The organism is Pseudomonas reinekei, from assembly GCF_001945365.1.
GTDB classification, from domain to species: Bacteria; Pseudomonadota; Gammaproteobacteria; order Pseudomonadales; family Pseudomonadaceae; genus Aquipseudomonas; species Aquipseudomonas reinekei.
The window spans coordinates 31,508-45,900 of sequence record NZ_MSTQ01000010.1; the positions used below are offsets into that span (position 1 = coordinate 31,508).

The following is a 14,393-nucleotide window of genomic DNA, read 5'->3' on the forward strand; positions in this document are numbered from 1 at the left end:
AGCCGGTTTTTCTCATTTCGATGCAAACAGAATCAAGCGTTCTGCAGACCGTCGAGGTAACGCTCGGCATCCAGTGCCGCCATGCAACCGGCGCCGGCCGAGGTGATGGCCTGACGGTAGACGTGGTCAGCCACGTCACCGGCGGCGAAGATACCTTCCAGGTTGGTCGCGGTGGCGTTGCCGTCGCGGCCGCCGTGCACAACCAGGTAACCGTCTTTCAGGGTCAACTGGCCTTCGAACAGCGAAGTGTTCGGGGTGTGGCCGATGGCGATAAACACGCCGTCGACTTTCACTTCGTCGAAGCTGCCATCGTTGTTCTTCAGGCGAGCACCGGTCACGCCCATGTTGTCGCCCAGGACTTCGTCCAGGGTCGAATTCAGCTTCAGCTCGATCTTGCCTTCGGCAACGCGGGCGTTCAGCTTGTCGATCAGAATCTTCTCGGCGCGGAAGGTTTCGCGACGGTGGATCAACGTTACCTTGCTGGCAATGTTGGCCAGGTACAGGGCTTCTTCAACGGCGGTGTTGCCACCGCCGACCACAGCCACCGGCTTGTTGCGATAGAAGAAACCGTCGCAGGTTGCGCAGGCCGAAACGCCTTTGCCCATGAAGGTTTCTTCGGACGGCAGGCCCAGGTAGCGAGCACTGGCGCCGGTGGCGATGATCAATGCATCGCAAGTGTAGGTCGCGCTGTCGCCAGTCAGGGTGTACGGCTTGGCAGCGAAGTCCACAGCATTGATGTGATCGAAAACGATCTCGGTTTCAAAGCGCTCGGCGTGCTCGCGCATCCGCTCCATCAGCGCCGGGCCGGTCAGGCCGTGGACGTCGCCAGGCCAGTTGTCGACTTCGGTGGTGGTGGTCAATTGACCGCCGGCCTGCATGCCGGTGATCAGCAGTGGCTTGAGGTTGGCACGGGCGGCATAGACCGCAGCGCTGTAACCGGCAGGGCCGGAACCAAGAATAATCACACGCGAATGACGGACTTCAGACATGACCTGCTCCTGTTGACCGGCCCGGAACACCTGGCGCGGAACGCCGGTTTGCCGGCGGGAATAAAAAAGGACGATTGAAAGCACTTGGGGAAGGCTTGAGCTCGACCGTCCTGTAAAAAGATTGGGTGCAGCGTATCGAGGGGGCGAAGATTAAGGAAATACGGTTTAACAATCCAGCTCATAGGTGGTCTCTATCCCGTCAGCGTGCTTTTCAGGGCGCCTTTGTTACAGTGAATGTCGATACCGCTGCCGTGCTTTCACCTGTCAGGCAAAGCCGGTAAGGTCGGCGCGTTTACCCTCTGCTCGGAGCACGTTATGCCCGCCCCCGTTCTTTCCGGCCCGCAATACCTGCGTGAAGGCCTCAAACTGGTCCTCAGCCCCGGCTTGCGTTTGTTCGTGTTGCTGCCGCTGGCCATCAACCTGGTGCTGTTCGTCGGATTGATCTATCTGGCCGGCCATCAGTTCAGCCTGTGGGTCGATACGCTGATGCCTTCCCTGCCCGAGTGGCTGAGTTTCCTCAGTTACATCTTGTGGCCGCTGTTCGTGGTGCTGGTGGTGTTGATGGTGTTCTTCACCTTCACCATGCTCGCCAACATCATTGCCGCGCCGTTCAACGGTTTTCTCGCCGAGAAAGTCGAGGTGGTGGTACGCGGCACCGATGATTTCCCGGCCTTCAGCTGGGGTGAGCTGGTCGCGATGATCCCGCGTACCCTGGCTCGCGAAATGCGCAAGCTCGGCTACTTCCTGCCACGGGCAATCGGGCTGTTCATCCTCTCGTTCATCCCGGTGGTGAACATCATCGCTGCACCGCTGTGGCTGCTGTTCGGGGTGTGGATGATGGCGATCCAGTACATCGACTACCCGGCCGATAACCACAAGCTGGGCTGGAACGAAATGCTTGCCTGGCTACGCGAGAAGCGCTGGCAGAGCATGGGTTTTGGCGGCAGTGTTTACCTGGTGCTGCTGATCCCGGTGGTCAACATTTTGATGATGCCGGCCGCCGTGGCCGGGGCGACGCTGTTCTGGGTACGCGAGCGCGGCGCGGAGAACCTCGTGGTGCAACGCTGACGCGTTCACAAATCCATCATCTGACCGTCACAACGTCGACATGGCCTCAGCAGACACTGGGGTCATGACGACAGCTCTGCATATCACCCTGATCACCGAAACCTTCCCTCCGGAAATCAACGGCGTGGCCAATACCCTTGGTCGCTTGTGCGACGGTTTGCGCGCACGCGGGCATCAGGTGGAGCTGGTTCGCCCCCGTCAGGGCTGCGATCAGCAGACCGGTAGCGACGATGAATTGCTGCTGTGTCGAGGCTGGCCGCTGCCCGGTTACCCTGGCTTGCAATGGGGCCAGTCGTCGATGCACAAGTTGCTGCGGCGCTGGAAGCGTCATCGCCCGGATGTCTTGTACATCGCCACCGAAGGCCCGTTGGGCCTGTCTGCATTGCGCGCGGCACGGCGCCTGGGCATTTCGGTGGTCAGCGGCTTCCATACCAATTTCCAGCAGTACTCCAGCCAGTACGGCCTCGGCTTGCTGACCCGCCTGCTGACTCACTACCTGCGCTGGTTCCACAACCGCTCGAACCTGACACTGGTGCCCAGTGTCAGCCAGCGCCTGGAGCTGGAACGTCGTCACTTCGAGCGCCTGGCATTGTTGTCCCGGGGCGTCGACAGCCAGCTGTTCCACCCGGCCAAACGCTTGAACGCGCTGCGCGAGCAATGGGGACTGGGTGAGAACGACATCGCCGTCATCCATGTAGGACGCTTGGCACCGGAGAAAAATCTGGGCTTGCTCAAGCGCTGTTTCGACACCCTGAAAAGCACTTATCCACAGCGTCATCTCAAGTTGATCGTGATTGGCGACGGGCCGCAGCGTGCGGACCTGGAAAAAGAACTGCCCGAGGCGATCTTTTGTGGCTCACAACGCGGCGAAGCGCTGGCGGCTCACTATGCGTCTGGGGATGTGTTTCTGTTCCCGAGCCTGACGGAAACCTTCGGCAACGTGGTGCTGGAGGCATTGGCTTCCGGGCTCGGCGTGGTGGCTTACGATCAGGCTGCGGCGGCGCAACACATTCGCCATGGCTACAACGGTGTGCTCGCGATGCCCGGGGACGAAGAGGCATTCTGCGATGCGGCGGTGTGGATGCTCGAAGAAAATGAAACCTTGCGTTGCGTGCGGCTCAATGCGCGCCAGCATGCCAGTCGGCAGGGCTGGGCAGCGATTATCGAACAGTTCGAGGGACAGTTGCGGGGCGCTTGTGTCGGGGAAATGGCGGTGCCGAATGCACCGACCGTGCCTTGAGTCTTTTGTGTTTTGAGATCGCCATCGCTGGCAAGCCAACGCCCACAGTGCTCGGAGCGTTTACAAATCATGTGATCTGCAAAAAATCCTGTGGGAACGGGCTTGCCCGCGAGGGGGCCACTCCAAACGCCGCTTAAACCAGCGTCATCAACGCCTCACGGCTGAACGGCAGGATGTCTTCCTCGCGACCGTCACGTACTTTCTGCGCCCAGTCCGGGTCAACCAGCAACGCCCGTCCGACCGCCACCAGATCGAACTCATCGTTGTTCAAACGCTCCAGCAGTTTTTCCAGACTGGCCGGTTGCGCGACCTTGTCGGTGTTGACCATGAACTGCAGGAACTCGCCATCCAGACCAACGCTGCCCACGGTGATGGTCGGCTTGCCAGTGAGTTTGCGGGTCCAACCTGCCAGGTTCAGTTCGGAACCGTCGAACTCCGGCTCCCAGAAACGTCGGGTCGAACAGTGGAAAATATCCACGCCAGCGTCAGACAGCGGCTTGAGGAACTCGCCCAAGGCTTCCGGGGTTTGCACCAGACGCGCGGTGTAGTCCTGCTGTTTCCACTGCGAGAAGCGGAAAATGATCGGGAAGCCTTCGCCGACCGCGGCTCGCACAGCCTGGATCAACTCAATGGCAAAACGCGAACGGTTGGCCAGGCTGCCGCCGTATTCGTCGGTACGCTGGTTGCTGCCTTCCCAGAAGAACTGGTCGACCAGATAACCGTGGGCGCCGTGGATTTCCACGCCGTCCATGCCGATGCTCCGGGCATCCTTCGCAGCCTGGGCAAAGGCGGCAATCACGTCTTGAATGTCTTGTTGGGTCATGCCGTGAACCACGACCTGGCCGTCCTTGATTTTTTCCGACGGACCGTAGCCCGGAACGCTCGCGTCCGGCTCAGTGCCGATACGACGCACGCTGCCCACGTGCCACAGCTGCGGAACGATCTTGCCGCCTTCGGCGTGTACGGCGTCGACCACTTTCTTCCAGCCGGCAAGCGCGGCCTCACCGTAGAAATGCGGTACGTTCGGGTAGCCGTTGGAAGCCTTGTGACCGACAGTGGTGCCTTCGGTGATGATCAGGCCAACGCCCGCGGCAGCGCGACGACGGTAGTACTCGATCACTTTGGAATTAGGCACGCCACCCGGCGAAAACGAGCGGGTCATCGGCGCCATGACGACGCGGGTCGGCAGTTCGAGGGTGCCGAGGTGGAACGGTTTGAACAGTGCTTTTACGGGCATGGGACGCTCCACGGAGGAATAACTTTATGACGGCGATAATATGGAGAGCCCAAGGCTTTGAACAGCATTATTGATCAGAGTGATTGAGGGTCAGAAGGTGGGAACACTGTAGGAGCGAGTTGCTCGCCCCTACAGGGAAGGTTTCAGCTCAAGGCTTTTTCAATCGCCTGAATGACGCTCGGGTCATCCGGCGGCGTACGTGGCGAGAACCGCGCCAATACGCGCCCGTCTTTGCCCAACAGAAACTTTTCGAAGTTCCAGGTGATGTCCCCCGGAAACTCCGCACCCTCGCCCGCCAGCAGTTTGTACAGCTGATGGCGCTCATGACCGTTGACTTCCAGCTTGCTGGACAACGGAAAGGTCACGCCGTAGTTGAGGCTGCAAAACTCCTGGATCTCATGCTCGGTGCCCGGCTCCTGCCCGGCAAACTGGTTGCATGGCAGACCTAGCACGCTGAAGCCTTTGGCCTTGTATTGCTGGTAGAGGTTTTCCAGCGCGGCGTACTGAGGGGTAAGGCCACATTTGGAGGCAACGTTGACCACCAGCACGACATGCCCCTTGAACGGTGCCAGAGGTAGCGCCTGACCATCCAGGGCTGTCAAATTAAGGTCGTGAAAAGCACTCATGACGTACTCCAGATTCCAGTGTTCTTCTCGAAACAGCCGCTTTGCGGTGCCACACGGGACAGCCGCAGACTAAAAAGGCGCCCACAGGGCGCCTCTCCAGTTATCTGAGCTTAGCGCAGAAATCAGTGGTGATGGCCACCTTCGCCATGGACGTGACCATGTGCGACTTCTTCCTGGCTGGCATCACGGATGGCGATGATCTTGACCTGGAAATTCAGGCGTTGACCGGCCAACGGGTGGTTGCCGTCGACGGTTACATCGTCGCCATCCAGATCGCGGATGGTCACGATCTGCATCTGGCCGTCCGGAGCGGAGGCGTGGAACTGCATGCCGACTTCCAGCTCATCAACACCTTCGAACATGCTGCGGCTCAGGGTGCTGACCAGTTCTGCAGCGTATTCGCCGTAGGCATCTTCTGGTTCGACAGCTACGGTCAGCTCGTCGCCGACTGCTTTGCCTTCCAGAGCCTTTTCCAGGCCCGGGATGATGTTGCCTGCGCCTTGCAGGTAGACCAGCGGCGCGCCGCCGGCGGAGCTGTCGATGACCTCACCAGCGTCGTTGGTCAGGGTATAGTCGATGGAGACAGCCTTATTGGCGGCGATCAGCATGGGGCGAGACCTTTTGCATAAGAATATTGAAAGACCCAGTTTAGCGAAGCAATCGTCCGAAAGCGAACACAACCCGGACAGACGGGATTCGACGATCATCGGATTTCATCAGGATGAGGACGGTCACTGGGTGGTCGAGCTTTCCTGCGGCCACACCCAGCACCTGCGCCACCAGCCGCCGTGGCAATCACGGGCCTGGGTCATGGACCCGGTGCAACGCCTTGAAAAAATAGGCCAGCCCTTTGCTTGCGGTTGGTGCGCACAAGGCTCGGTTAGCGATAACCTTGGTGACTGAATTTCGGTAGACGGCCAGTCATAGGCCATCACCCTTGCCATGCTCCTTCAGAGAATCCGCATGCAAACTTTTTTTATCGCGCCCACCGATTTTGGTGTGGGTCTGACCTCCATCAGCCTCGGGCTGGTGCGTACCCTCGAGCGCGCCGGCCTCAAGGTCGGTTTTTTCAAACCGATCGCCCAGCCGCATCCAGGTGACACGGGACCTGAACGCTCCACCGAACTGGTGGCCCGCACCCACGGTTTGAAGCCGCCTCAACCTTTGGGCCTGGCCCATGTCGAGCGCATGCTCGGCGATGGTCAGCTCGATGAGCTGCTCGAAGAAATCATCACCCTTTATCAGCAGGCTGCCATCGGCAAAGATGTGCTGATCGTCGAAGGCATGGTCCCGACCCGCAGCGCCAGTTACGCCGCGCGGGTCAACCTGCACCTGGCCAAGAGCCTCGACGCCGAGGTGATCCTGGTCTCGGCACCGGAAAACGAAGTGCTGACCGAACTCTCCGGTCGCGTGGAGTTGCAGGCGCAATTGTTCGGTGGCCCGAAGGATCCGAAAGTCCTTGGGGTGATCCTCAACAAGGTCAAAACCGATGAGAGCATGGAGGCGTTCGCCACGCGGCTGAAGGAACATTCGCCGCTGTTGCGTAGCGGTGATTTCCGCTTGCTGGGTTGCATCCCGTTCCAACCGGAACTGAACGCGCCGCGCACCCGCGACGTGGCCGATCTGATGGGCGCCCAAGTGCTCAACGCCGGTGACTACGAAACCCGGCGCATGACCAAAATCATCATCTGCGCCCGCACCATGCGCAACACCGTGGAGTTGCTCAAGCCCGGCGTGCTGGTAGTGACCCCGGGTGATCGCGACGACATCATCCTCGCCGTCAGCCTGGCGGCCATGAACGGCGTGCCGTTGGCCGGCCTGCTGCTGACCAGCGACACCCTGCCCGACCCGCGCATCATGGATTTGTGCCGGGGCGCGTTGCAGGCGGGCTTGCCGGTGTTGTCGGTGAGCACCGGATCCTACGACACCGCCAACCAGTTGAATGGGCTGAACAAGGAAATCCCGATCGACGACCGCGAGCGTGCCGAAATCATCACCGATTTCGTTGCCAGCCACCTGGATGCCAAATGGCTGCACCAGCGCTGCGGCACGCCCAGGGAAATGCGCTTGTCGCCGGCCGTGTTCCGTTATCAGCTGATCCAGCGTGCGCAGAACGCCAACAAACGCATCGTGTTGCCCGAAGGCAGCGAGCCGTTGACCGTGCAAGCGGCCGCGATCTGCCAGGCCCGAGGCATCGCCCGTTGCGTGTTGCTGGCCAAGCCCGAAGACGTGCAGGCCGTCGCCCGTGCCCAGGGAATCGAGTTGCCGCCGGGGCTGGAAATTCTTGATCCGGACCTGATTCGCGAACGCTACATTGAGCCAATGGTTTCGCTACGCAAGAGTAAAAGCCTCAACGCGCCGATGGCCGAGCAGCAACTGGAAGACACGGTGGTGATCGGCACCATGATGCTGGCGCTGGATGAGGTCGATGGCCTGGTGTCAGGTGTCATTCACTCCACCGCCAACACCATCCGCCCGGCCCTGCAATTGATCAAGACCGCACCGGGCTGCACCCTGGTGTCGTCGGTGTTCTTCATGCTGTTTCCGGAGGAAGTGCTGGTCTACGGCGACTGCGTGATGAACCCGCACCCAAGCGCCAGCGAACTGGCCGAGATCGCCCTGCAAAGTGCGGATTCGGCTGCGGCATTCGGCATTACGCCGCGCGTGGCGATGATCAGCTACTCCAGCGGTGAATCGGCAAGCGGCGAAGAAGTCGAGAAAGTCCGCGAAGCCACCCTGCTCGCCCATGAACAGCAACATTCATTGCTGATCGACGGCCCATTGCAATACGACGCCGCCGCCAACGAAACCGTGGCCCGGCAACTGGCACCGAACAGTCAGGTGGCCGGTCGTGCCACGGTGTTCGTGTTCCCCGACCTGAACACCGGCAACACCACCCACAAAGCCGTGCAACGCAGCGCCGACTGCGTCAGCCTCGGGCCGATGCTCCAGGGCCTGCGCAAACCGGTGAACGACCTGCCCCGTGGTGCGCAAGTCGATGACATCGTCTACACCATCGCGCTGACCGCGATCCAGGCAGCCAACCGACCTATGGATGTTTAAATGCTGGATTTCCTACCTGCTCCGCTGAGGGGTGTGATCGCCTCCCTGCTATTGGCAATGAACACGATTTTGCTCTGCTCGTTTCTGTTCTGTGTGGCACTCATCAAAGCCTTGCCGTTTGCCCTCACCCAGCGCATCTCAGGCTGGTTGATGAGCCACACCCACGAAGCCTGGATCAGCCTCAACAAAGGCTGGATGAACCTCGTACGCCGCACTCGCTGGCACATCAGCGGCCTGCAAGGCCTCGACTATCAGCATTCATACCTGATCACCAGCAACCACCAAAGCTGGGTCGACATTCTGGTGCTGCAATACGTGCTCAACCGGCGCATCCAGCCGCTGAAGTTTTTCCTCAAACAGGAACTGATCTGGGTGCCGGTGATTGGTCTGGCGTGGTGGGCACTGGGCTTTCCATTCATGAAACGTTATTCCAAGGCCTATCTGGAAAAGCACCCGGAGAAGAAAGGCAAAGACCTGGAAACCACCCGCAAGACCTGCGCGAAGTTTCGCGATAATCCGGTGGGGATCTTCAATTTTGTCGAGGGCACGCGCTTTACTGAAGGCAAGCATGCCCAACAGCAATCGCCGTTCAAGTACCTGCTCAAACCCAAGGCCGGTGGCATTGCGTTCGTGCTGGATGCCATGGGTGAGCAACTGGAATCCATCGTCAACGTGACCATCCACTACCCGGCCGGACGTCCGGGTTTTTGGGACTTGCTGTGCGGCAACGTTGCGGACGTAGTGGTGCACTTTGAAGAACTGAAGATACCGCCGCAGTTCATTGGCAAGAACTACGACCAGGATGGTGAGTACCGCTTGCAGTTCCAGGGCTGGATCAATCAGTTATGGGAAGACAAGGATGCGTTGTTGGGGCAGATGCATCGCGAGTATCCAGGCAAACATTGATCCCCTGTGGGAGCGAGCCTGCTCGCGAATGCGGCGGATCAGCCCCCATCAATGTTGAATGACACACCGTCTTCGCGAGCAGGCTCGCTCCCACCTTTTGATCGATTCGATCTGAAATAAAAAACCCGCCGGTGATCACTCATCGGCGGGTTTTTTATTTCAGGCCAAGGCTTAGATCGCGCCACGCTTGCGCAGCAGATCCAGCACTTGCTTGACGCCTTCTTCCAGCGACACAGCCTGGGTGTCGATCACCAGATCGGCATCCAGCGGCACGTCGTACGGGAAGGATTCGCCCGGGATGTTATCGCCGGCCGCCGCGTAGAGACCTTGTGGATCGCGTTCGGCACAGACCGCTGGCGAAGCCTGGACGTAGACAGTCAGCAAACGTTCCTTGCCGATCAGGTCCTTGGCCTGTTCACGCCCTTCAGCACTCGGCGCAACGAATGCCGCCAGCGTCAGCAGACCCGCTTCGTTGAACTGACGCGCCACGTGCGCGGCACGACGCCAGTTCTCGGTACGTCCGGCGCGATCCTGTGGCAGACCTTTGTTCAGGTCGTGACGCAGGTTCTGGCCATCCAGTACAAACACGGCACGACCCAGGTCGAACAACTTGCGCTCAACGGCGTAGGCCAGTGTGCTTTTGCCCGCGCCCGACAAGCCGCTGAACAACACGGTGGCCGGTTGCTGGCCGAAGCGCTGGGCGCGTTCTTCGGTGGCAACGTGGGCCAGTTTGCCGTGGTGGGTACTGGTGCCATGGGCCAAAGGCTGGGCCACAATCATGCCCGCGCCAACAGTGCCGTTGGTCAAGCGGTCGATGATGATGAACGCGCCGGTGGTGCGGTTGCTTTCGTAACCGTCGAGGGCAATCGGCGCGTCGAGCGCGATCTTGACCTTGCCGATTTCGTTCAGCTGCAACGCGCTGGCCGGGCCTTCTTCAAGCGTGTTCACGTCGACCTTGTTGACGATGCTGGCGATGGAGCCCGGCACGTAACTGGTGGCGCGCTTGATGTCGTACTTCTTGCCCGGCAGCATCGGTTCTTCAGCCATCCACACCAGCATCGCTTCGAAGCTGTCGGTGACCGGCGGCACGTTGTCGGCATGCACCAACAGGTCGCCACGGGAAATGTCGATCTCGTCTTCCATGGTCAGCGTTACCGCTTGACCAGGACCGGCGTGCTCCAGCTCACCTTCGAAGGTGACGATGGATTTCACGCGGCTGCTCTTGCCCGACGGCAGCACCACAACCTCGTCGCCTTTCTTGACGATGCCGCTGGCCAAAGTGCCGGCGAAACCACGGAAGTTAAGGTTAGGACGGTTGACGTACTGCACCGGGAAACGCAGATCGGTGAAGTTGCGATCGCCCGCCACTTCCACGGTCTCGAGAATTTCCATCAGCGACTGGCCGGTGTACCAAGGCGAACGCTCGGACTTGTTCACCACGTTGTCGCCTTTGAGCGCAGACATCGGCACGAAGTGCATGCTCGTCGGCTGCATCTTCAAGCCTTCGGCGAACTTCAGGTAGTCGGCCTTGATCGACTCGAACACGCCTTGGTCGAAGTCCTTGAGGTCCATCTTGTTGATGGCGACGACTATGTGCTTGATGCCCAGCAACGAGGCGATGAAGCTGTGGCGACGAGTCTGGGTCTGCACGCCGTAACGGGCGTCGACCAGGATGATCGCCAGGTCACAGGTGGACGCACCGGTGGCCATGTTGCGGGTGTACTGCTCATGGCCGGGCGTGTCGGCGATGATGAACTTGCGCTTGGCGGTGGAAAAATAGCGGTAAGCGACATCGATGGTGATGCCTTGCTCACGCTCGGCCTGCAGGCCGTCGACCAGCAATGCCAGGTCGATGTCTTCGCCGGTGGTGCCGACTTTTTTCGAGTCGCGGGTAATGGCTTCCAGGTGATCTTCGTAGATCATCTTGGAGTCGTGCAGCAGGCGCCCGATCAGGGTGCTCTTGCCGTCGTCGACGTTACCGCAGGTTAAAAAGCGCAGCAGTTCTTTACGTTCGTGCTGGCCCAGGTACGCGAGGATGTCCTCGCTGATCAAATCAGATGCGTGCGACATGACAACCCCTTAGAAATAACCCTGACGTTTTTTGTCTTCCATGGAGCCGGCGCCATCGTGGTCGATGACACGGCCCTGGCGTTCGGAAGTTCGCGTCAGGAGCATTTCCTGAATGATGTCCGTGAGGCTTTCGGCCTCGGACTCCACCGCGCCCGTCAACGGGTAGCAACCAAGGGTACGGAAACGCACTTTCTTTTTGACGATGCGGGCTTTGTCTTCATCGCTCAGGTGCTCGAGGATGCGCTCGTCGTCGATCATGATCAGCGTGCCGTTCTTCTCGATGACTTCACGCTCGGCGGCGAAGTACAGCGGGACGATCGGGATGCCTTCGAGGTAGATGTACTGCCAGATGTCCAGTTCGGTCCAGTTCGACAACGGGAACACACGAATGGATTCGCCCTTGTTGACCTTGCCGTTGTAGACGTTCCACAGCTCCGGGCGCTGATTTTTCGGGTCCCAGCGGTGCTTGCTGTCGCGGAACGAGTACACGCGCTCTTTGGCGCGGGATTTCTCTTCATCGCGACGGGCACCGCCGAATGCCGCGTCGAAACCATGCTTGTCGAGCGCCTGCTTCAGGCCCTCGGTCTTCATGATGTCGGTGTGCTTGGCGCTGCCGTGGGTGAACGGGTTGATGTTCTGCGCCACGCCATCGGGGTTGATGTGGGTGATCAAGTCCAGGCCCAGTTCTTCGACCATCTTGTCGCGGAACTTGTACATTTCCTGGAATTTCCAGCGGGTGTCGACGTGCATCACCGGAAACGGCAGTTTGCCCGGGAAGAACGCCTTGCGTGCCAGGTGCAGCATCACGGCGGAGTCTTTACCGATGGAGTACAGCATCACCGGGTTATCGAACTCGGCGGCCACCTCGCGGATGATGTGGATGCTTTCCGCCTCCAGCTGTTTCAGATGCGTCAGTTTGTCGACCATGGCTACTCACGAAATCTTTCTTATGAACGGCCAGCGGGCCGTGTTCGAGCGAGGAATCCTAGCACAGCGACCTCTTCTAATCAGGACGCCAACTAGATCGAAAGGGTATATGAATATGCCTCCTCGTTTGGGCAGAACGCTCCTGCAGGGGGTAGCGTTTCGTCAGATCGGATTCGGGCAATCAATGAAGATGTGCTCCAGCGCAAAGCGTCGCGCCAGATAGTCTCCCAGCGCCTGAACGCCATAGCGCTCGGTAGCGTGGTGACCGGCGGCGATGAAGCTGATGTCATTTTCCCGGGCGCTATGGAACGTCTGCTCCGACGCTTCGCCGCTGATGTACAGATCGACACCCGCCAACACGGCTTGATCGATATAGCCCTGGCCACCACCGGTGCACCAGCCGACCCGGCGAATCATCGCGCTGCCTTCAATCAGCAAAGGCTCGCGGCCCATGACTTCCTGCACACGGCGAGCGAAGTCGCGCGGGGTCACCGGTTCGTTCAATGAACCGACCAGCCCGACAATCTTCAGGTTGTCCGGGTCCAGCGGGCCTTCGACGGTGATGTCGAGCTGACGCGCCAGTTGCACGTTATTGCCGACATCCGGGTGCAGGTCCAGCGGCAGGTGGTATGACAGCAGGCTGATGTCGTGCTTGAGCAAGGTCTTCAACCGGCGCTGCTTCATGCCGGTGATGCACGGGTTTTCGCCCTTCCAGAAGTAACCGTGGTGCACCAGCACCAGATCGGCGTTGGCTTCCACGGCGGCATCGAGCAAAGCCTGACTGGCGGTGACGCCACTGACGATGCGCATCACTTGCGGCCGCCCTTCGACCTGCAAGCCGTTGGGGCAGTAATCGGCAATTTTCGAACTGCCGAGGTAACGGTCGGCTTCTTCGACCAGGGTGCTCAGGGCGACGGCCATAAAAGACTCCTAAATATCCCGTTCAGAGGCACGCGCGGCCTCGTATAATGCGCGTCATTATGAGCGGTCTCATTCCGCCTGCAACTCTCTCAGGACGTGCTTAATGCTCAAGGCGCTGCGTTTTTCCGGCTGGCCGCTGTTGGCCGGCGTGCTTGTCGCACTGTTAATCATCCAGCGTTACCCGCAGTGGGTCGGGCTTCCGAGCCTCGACGTCAACCTGCAGCAGGCACCGCAAACCACCACCATGCAGCAAGGCCCGGTCTCTTATTCCGAAGCGGTGACCATTGCCGCGCCGTCCGTGGTGAACCTGTACACCACCAAAGTCATCAACAAACCCAGCCACCCGCTGTTTGAAGACCCGCAATTCCGCCGCTTCTTCGGCGACAACTCGCCCAAGCAGAAGCGCATGGAGTCGAGCCTCGGTTCCGGTGTGATCATGAGCCCGGAAGGTTACATCCTGACCAACAACCACGTGACCAGCGGTGCTGACCAAATCGTGGTAGCACTCAAGGACGGGCGTGAAACCCTCGCCCGCGTCATCGGCAGCGACCCGGAAACCGACCTCGCGGTGCTGAAGATCGATTTGAAAAATCTGCCTTCGATCACCGTCGGTCGCTCCGACAACATCCGTATCGGCGACGTTGCGCTGGCCATCGGCAACCCGTTCGGCGTCGGCCAGACCGTGACCATGGGCATCATCAGCGCCACCGGGCGCAATCAGTTGGGCCTGAACAACTACGAAGATTTCATCCAGACCGACGCCGCGATCAACCCCGGCAACTCCGGCGGTGCGCTGGTGGACGCCAACGGCAACCTGACGGGCATCAACACCGCAATCTTCTCCAAATCCGGCGGCTCCCAGGGCATCGGGTTTGCGATCCCGGTGAAACTGGCGATGGAAGTGATGAAGTCCATCATCGAACACGGCCAGGTGATTCGTGGCTGGCTGGGGATCGAAGTACAGCCATTGACCCAGGAGCTGGCGGAATCGTTCGGCCTGTCCGGGCGTCCGGGCATTGTCGTGGCCGGGATTTTCCGTGACGGTCCGGCGCAGAAAGCAGGCCTGCAACTGGGCGACGTGATTCTTGCCATCGATGGCGAGCCGGCAGGCGATGGCCGCCGTTCGATGAACCAGGTTGCGCGGATCAAGCCGACTGACAAGGTCACGATTCAGGTCATGCGTAACGGCAAGGAGATCAAGCTCACGGCGGAAATCGGTTTGCGTCCACCGCCGGCACCGGCCAAGGAAAAAGAAGAGAACTAGCTGCAGGAGCTGCCGCCCGCCACGATCTTTTTTGCGGCCTAGGCAGCCCCGATAAAGCCAGCGTCGTTAACAGAAGACATTC

At 59.8% G+C, this 14,393-nt stretch carries 13 protein-coding genes; 6 read left to right on the forward strand and 7 right to left on the reverse strand.

The window, feature by feature from the left end:
- Positions 1–32: 32 nt before the first annotated feature.
- Positions 33–989, reverse strand: coding sequence for a thioredoxin-disulfide reductase (trxB, locus tag BVK86_RS17410; protein ID WP_075947595.1), 957 nt, complete (start codon positions 987–989; stop codon positions 33–35).
- A gap of 315 nt (positions 990–1,304) precedes the next feature.
- On the opposite strand from trxB, the gene cysZ reads away from it, so the two are divergent.
- Together cysZ and BVK86_RS17425 are read left to right on the forward strand one after the other, a co-directional pair.
- A complete protein-coding gene (gene cysZ / locus BVK86_RS17420; RefSeq protein WP_075947597.1) occupies positions 1,305–2,057 on the forward strand; it encodes a sulfate transporter CysZ in 753 nt (250 codons plus the stop codon).
- Between the two features lie 40 nt (positions 2,058–2,097).
- Positions 2,098–3,297, forward strand: a complete 1,200-nt coding sequence (locus tag BVK86_RS17425; RefSeq protein ID WP_075947598.1) for a glycosyltransferase family 4 protein — start codon at positions 2,098–2,100, stop codon at positions 3,295–3,297.
- A gap of 133 nt (positions 3,298–3,430) precedes the next feature.
- Here BVK86_RS17425 and BVK86_RS17430 read toward each other — a convergent pair whose 3' ends face one another.
- The 3 genes from BVK86_RS17430 to BVK86_RS17440 all read right to left on the reverse strand — a co-directional run bounded on the left by BVK86_RS17430 (position 3,431) and on the right by BVK86_RS17440 (position 5,768).
- Positions 3,431–4,534 (reverse strand): NADH:flavin oxidoreductase, encoded by a 1,104-nt coding sequence (locus tag BVK86_RS17430; RefSeq protein ID WP_075947599.1) that lies wholly within the window; start codon positions 4,532–4,534, stop codon positions 3,431–3,433.
- Between the two features lie 143 nt (positions 4,535–4,677).
- The gene (locus BVK86_RS17435) at positions 4,678–5,160 is read right to left on the reverse strand and encodes a glutathione peroxidase (protein WP_075947600.1); all 483 of its coding nucleotides are present in this window, start codon (positions 5,158–5,160) and stop codon (positions 4,678–4,680) included.
- A gap of 122 nt (positions 5,161–5,282) precedes the next feature.
- Positions 5,283–5,768 carry an FKBP-type peptidyl-prolyl cis-trans isomerase gene (locus tag BVK86_RS17440; RefSeq protein WP_010463269.1) on the reverse strand — a complete coding sequence of 162 codons (486 nt, stop codon included), beginning with the start codon at positions 5,766–5,768 and terminating at the stop codon, positions 5,283–5,285.
- Here BVK86_RS17440 and BVK86_RS17445 point away from each other — a divergent pair.
- Genes BVK86_RS17445 through BVK86_RS17455 form a run of 3 tightly spaced genes read left to right on the forward strand, consistent with a single transcriptional unit; the run spans position 5,737 to position 9,129 of the window.
- The gene (locus tag BVK86_RS17445) at positions 5,737–6,063 is read left to right on the forward strand and encodes a DUF3565 domain-containing protein (RefSeq protein ID WP_075947726.1); all 327 of its coding nucleotides are present in this window, start codon (positions 5,737–5,739) and stop codon (positions 6,061–6,063) included. The two genes, BVK86_RS17440 and BVK86_RS17445, sit on opposite strands and share 32 nt — an antisense overlap.
- Before the next feature lie 60 nt (positions 6,064–6,123).
- Positions 6,124–8,223: a phosphate acetyltransferase gene (gene pta / locus BVK86_RS17450; RefSeq protein WP_075947601.1), complete on the forward strand. Its 2,100-nt coding sequence runs from the start codon at positions 6,124–6,126 to the stop codon at positions 8,221–8,223.
- On the forward strand, positions 8,224–9,129 hold the full coding sequence (locus BVK86_RS17455) for an acyltransferase (protein ID WP_075947602.1): 906 nt from the start codon (positions 8,224–8,226) through the stop codon (positions 9,127–9,129). It begins immediately after the preceding gene.
- Positions 9,130–9,300: 171 nt separating this feature from the next.
- On the opposite strand, the gene cysN is transcribed toward BVK86_RS17455, so the two are convergent.
- The 3 genes from cysN to BVK86_RS17470 all read right to left on the reverse strand — a co-directional run bounded on the left by cysN (position 9,301) and on the right by BVK86_RS17470 (position 13,047).
- Positions 9,301–11,199, reverse strand: a complete 1,899-nt coding sequence (gene cysN / locus BVK86_RS17460) for a sulfate adenylyltransferase subunit CysN (RefSeq protein ID WP_075947603.1) — start codon at positions 11,197–11,199, stop codon at positions 9,301–9,303.
- A gap of 9 nt (positions 11,200–11,208) precedes the next feature.
- Positions 11,209–12,126, reverse strand: a complete 918-nt coding sequence (gene cysD / locus BVK86_RS17465; RefSeq protein ID WP_007912374.1) for a sulfate adenylyltransferase subunit CysD — start codon at positions 12,124–12,126, stop codon at positions 11,209–11,211.
- A gap of 162 nt (positions 12,127–12,288) precedes the next feature.
- Complete coding sequence (locus BVK86_RS17470; RefSeq protein WP_075947604.1) at positions 12,289–13,047, reverse strand: Nif3-like dinuclear metal center hexameric protein; 759 nt, start codon at positions 13,045–13,047, stop codon at positions 12,289–12,291.
- A 103-nt stretch (positions 13,048–13,150) separates the two neighbouring features.
- On the opposite strand from BVK86_RS17470, the gene algW reads away from it, so the two are divergent.
- Positions 13,151–14,311: a Do family serine endopeptidase AlgW gene (algW, locus tag BVK86_RS17475; RefSeq protein WP_075947605.1), complete on the forward strand. Its 1,161-nt coding sequence runs from the start codon at positions 13,151–13,153 to the stop codon at positions 14,309–14,311.
- Positions 14,312–14,393 lie beyond the last annotated feature (82 nt).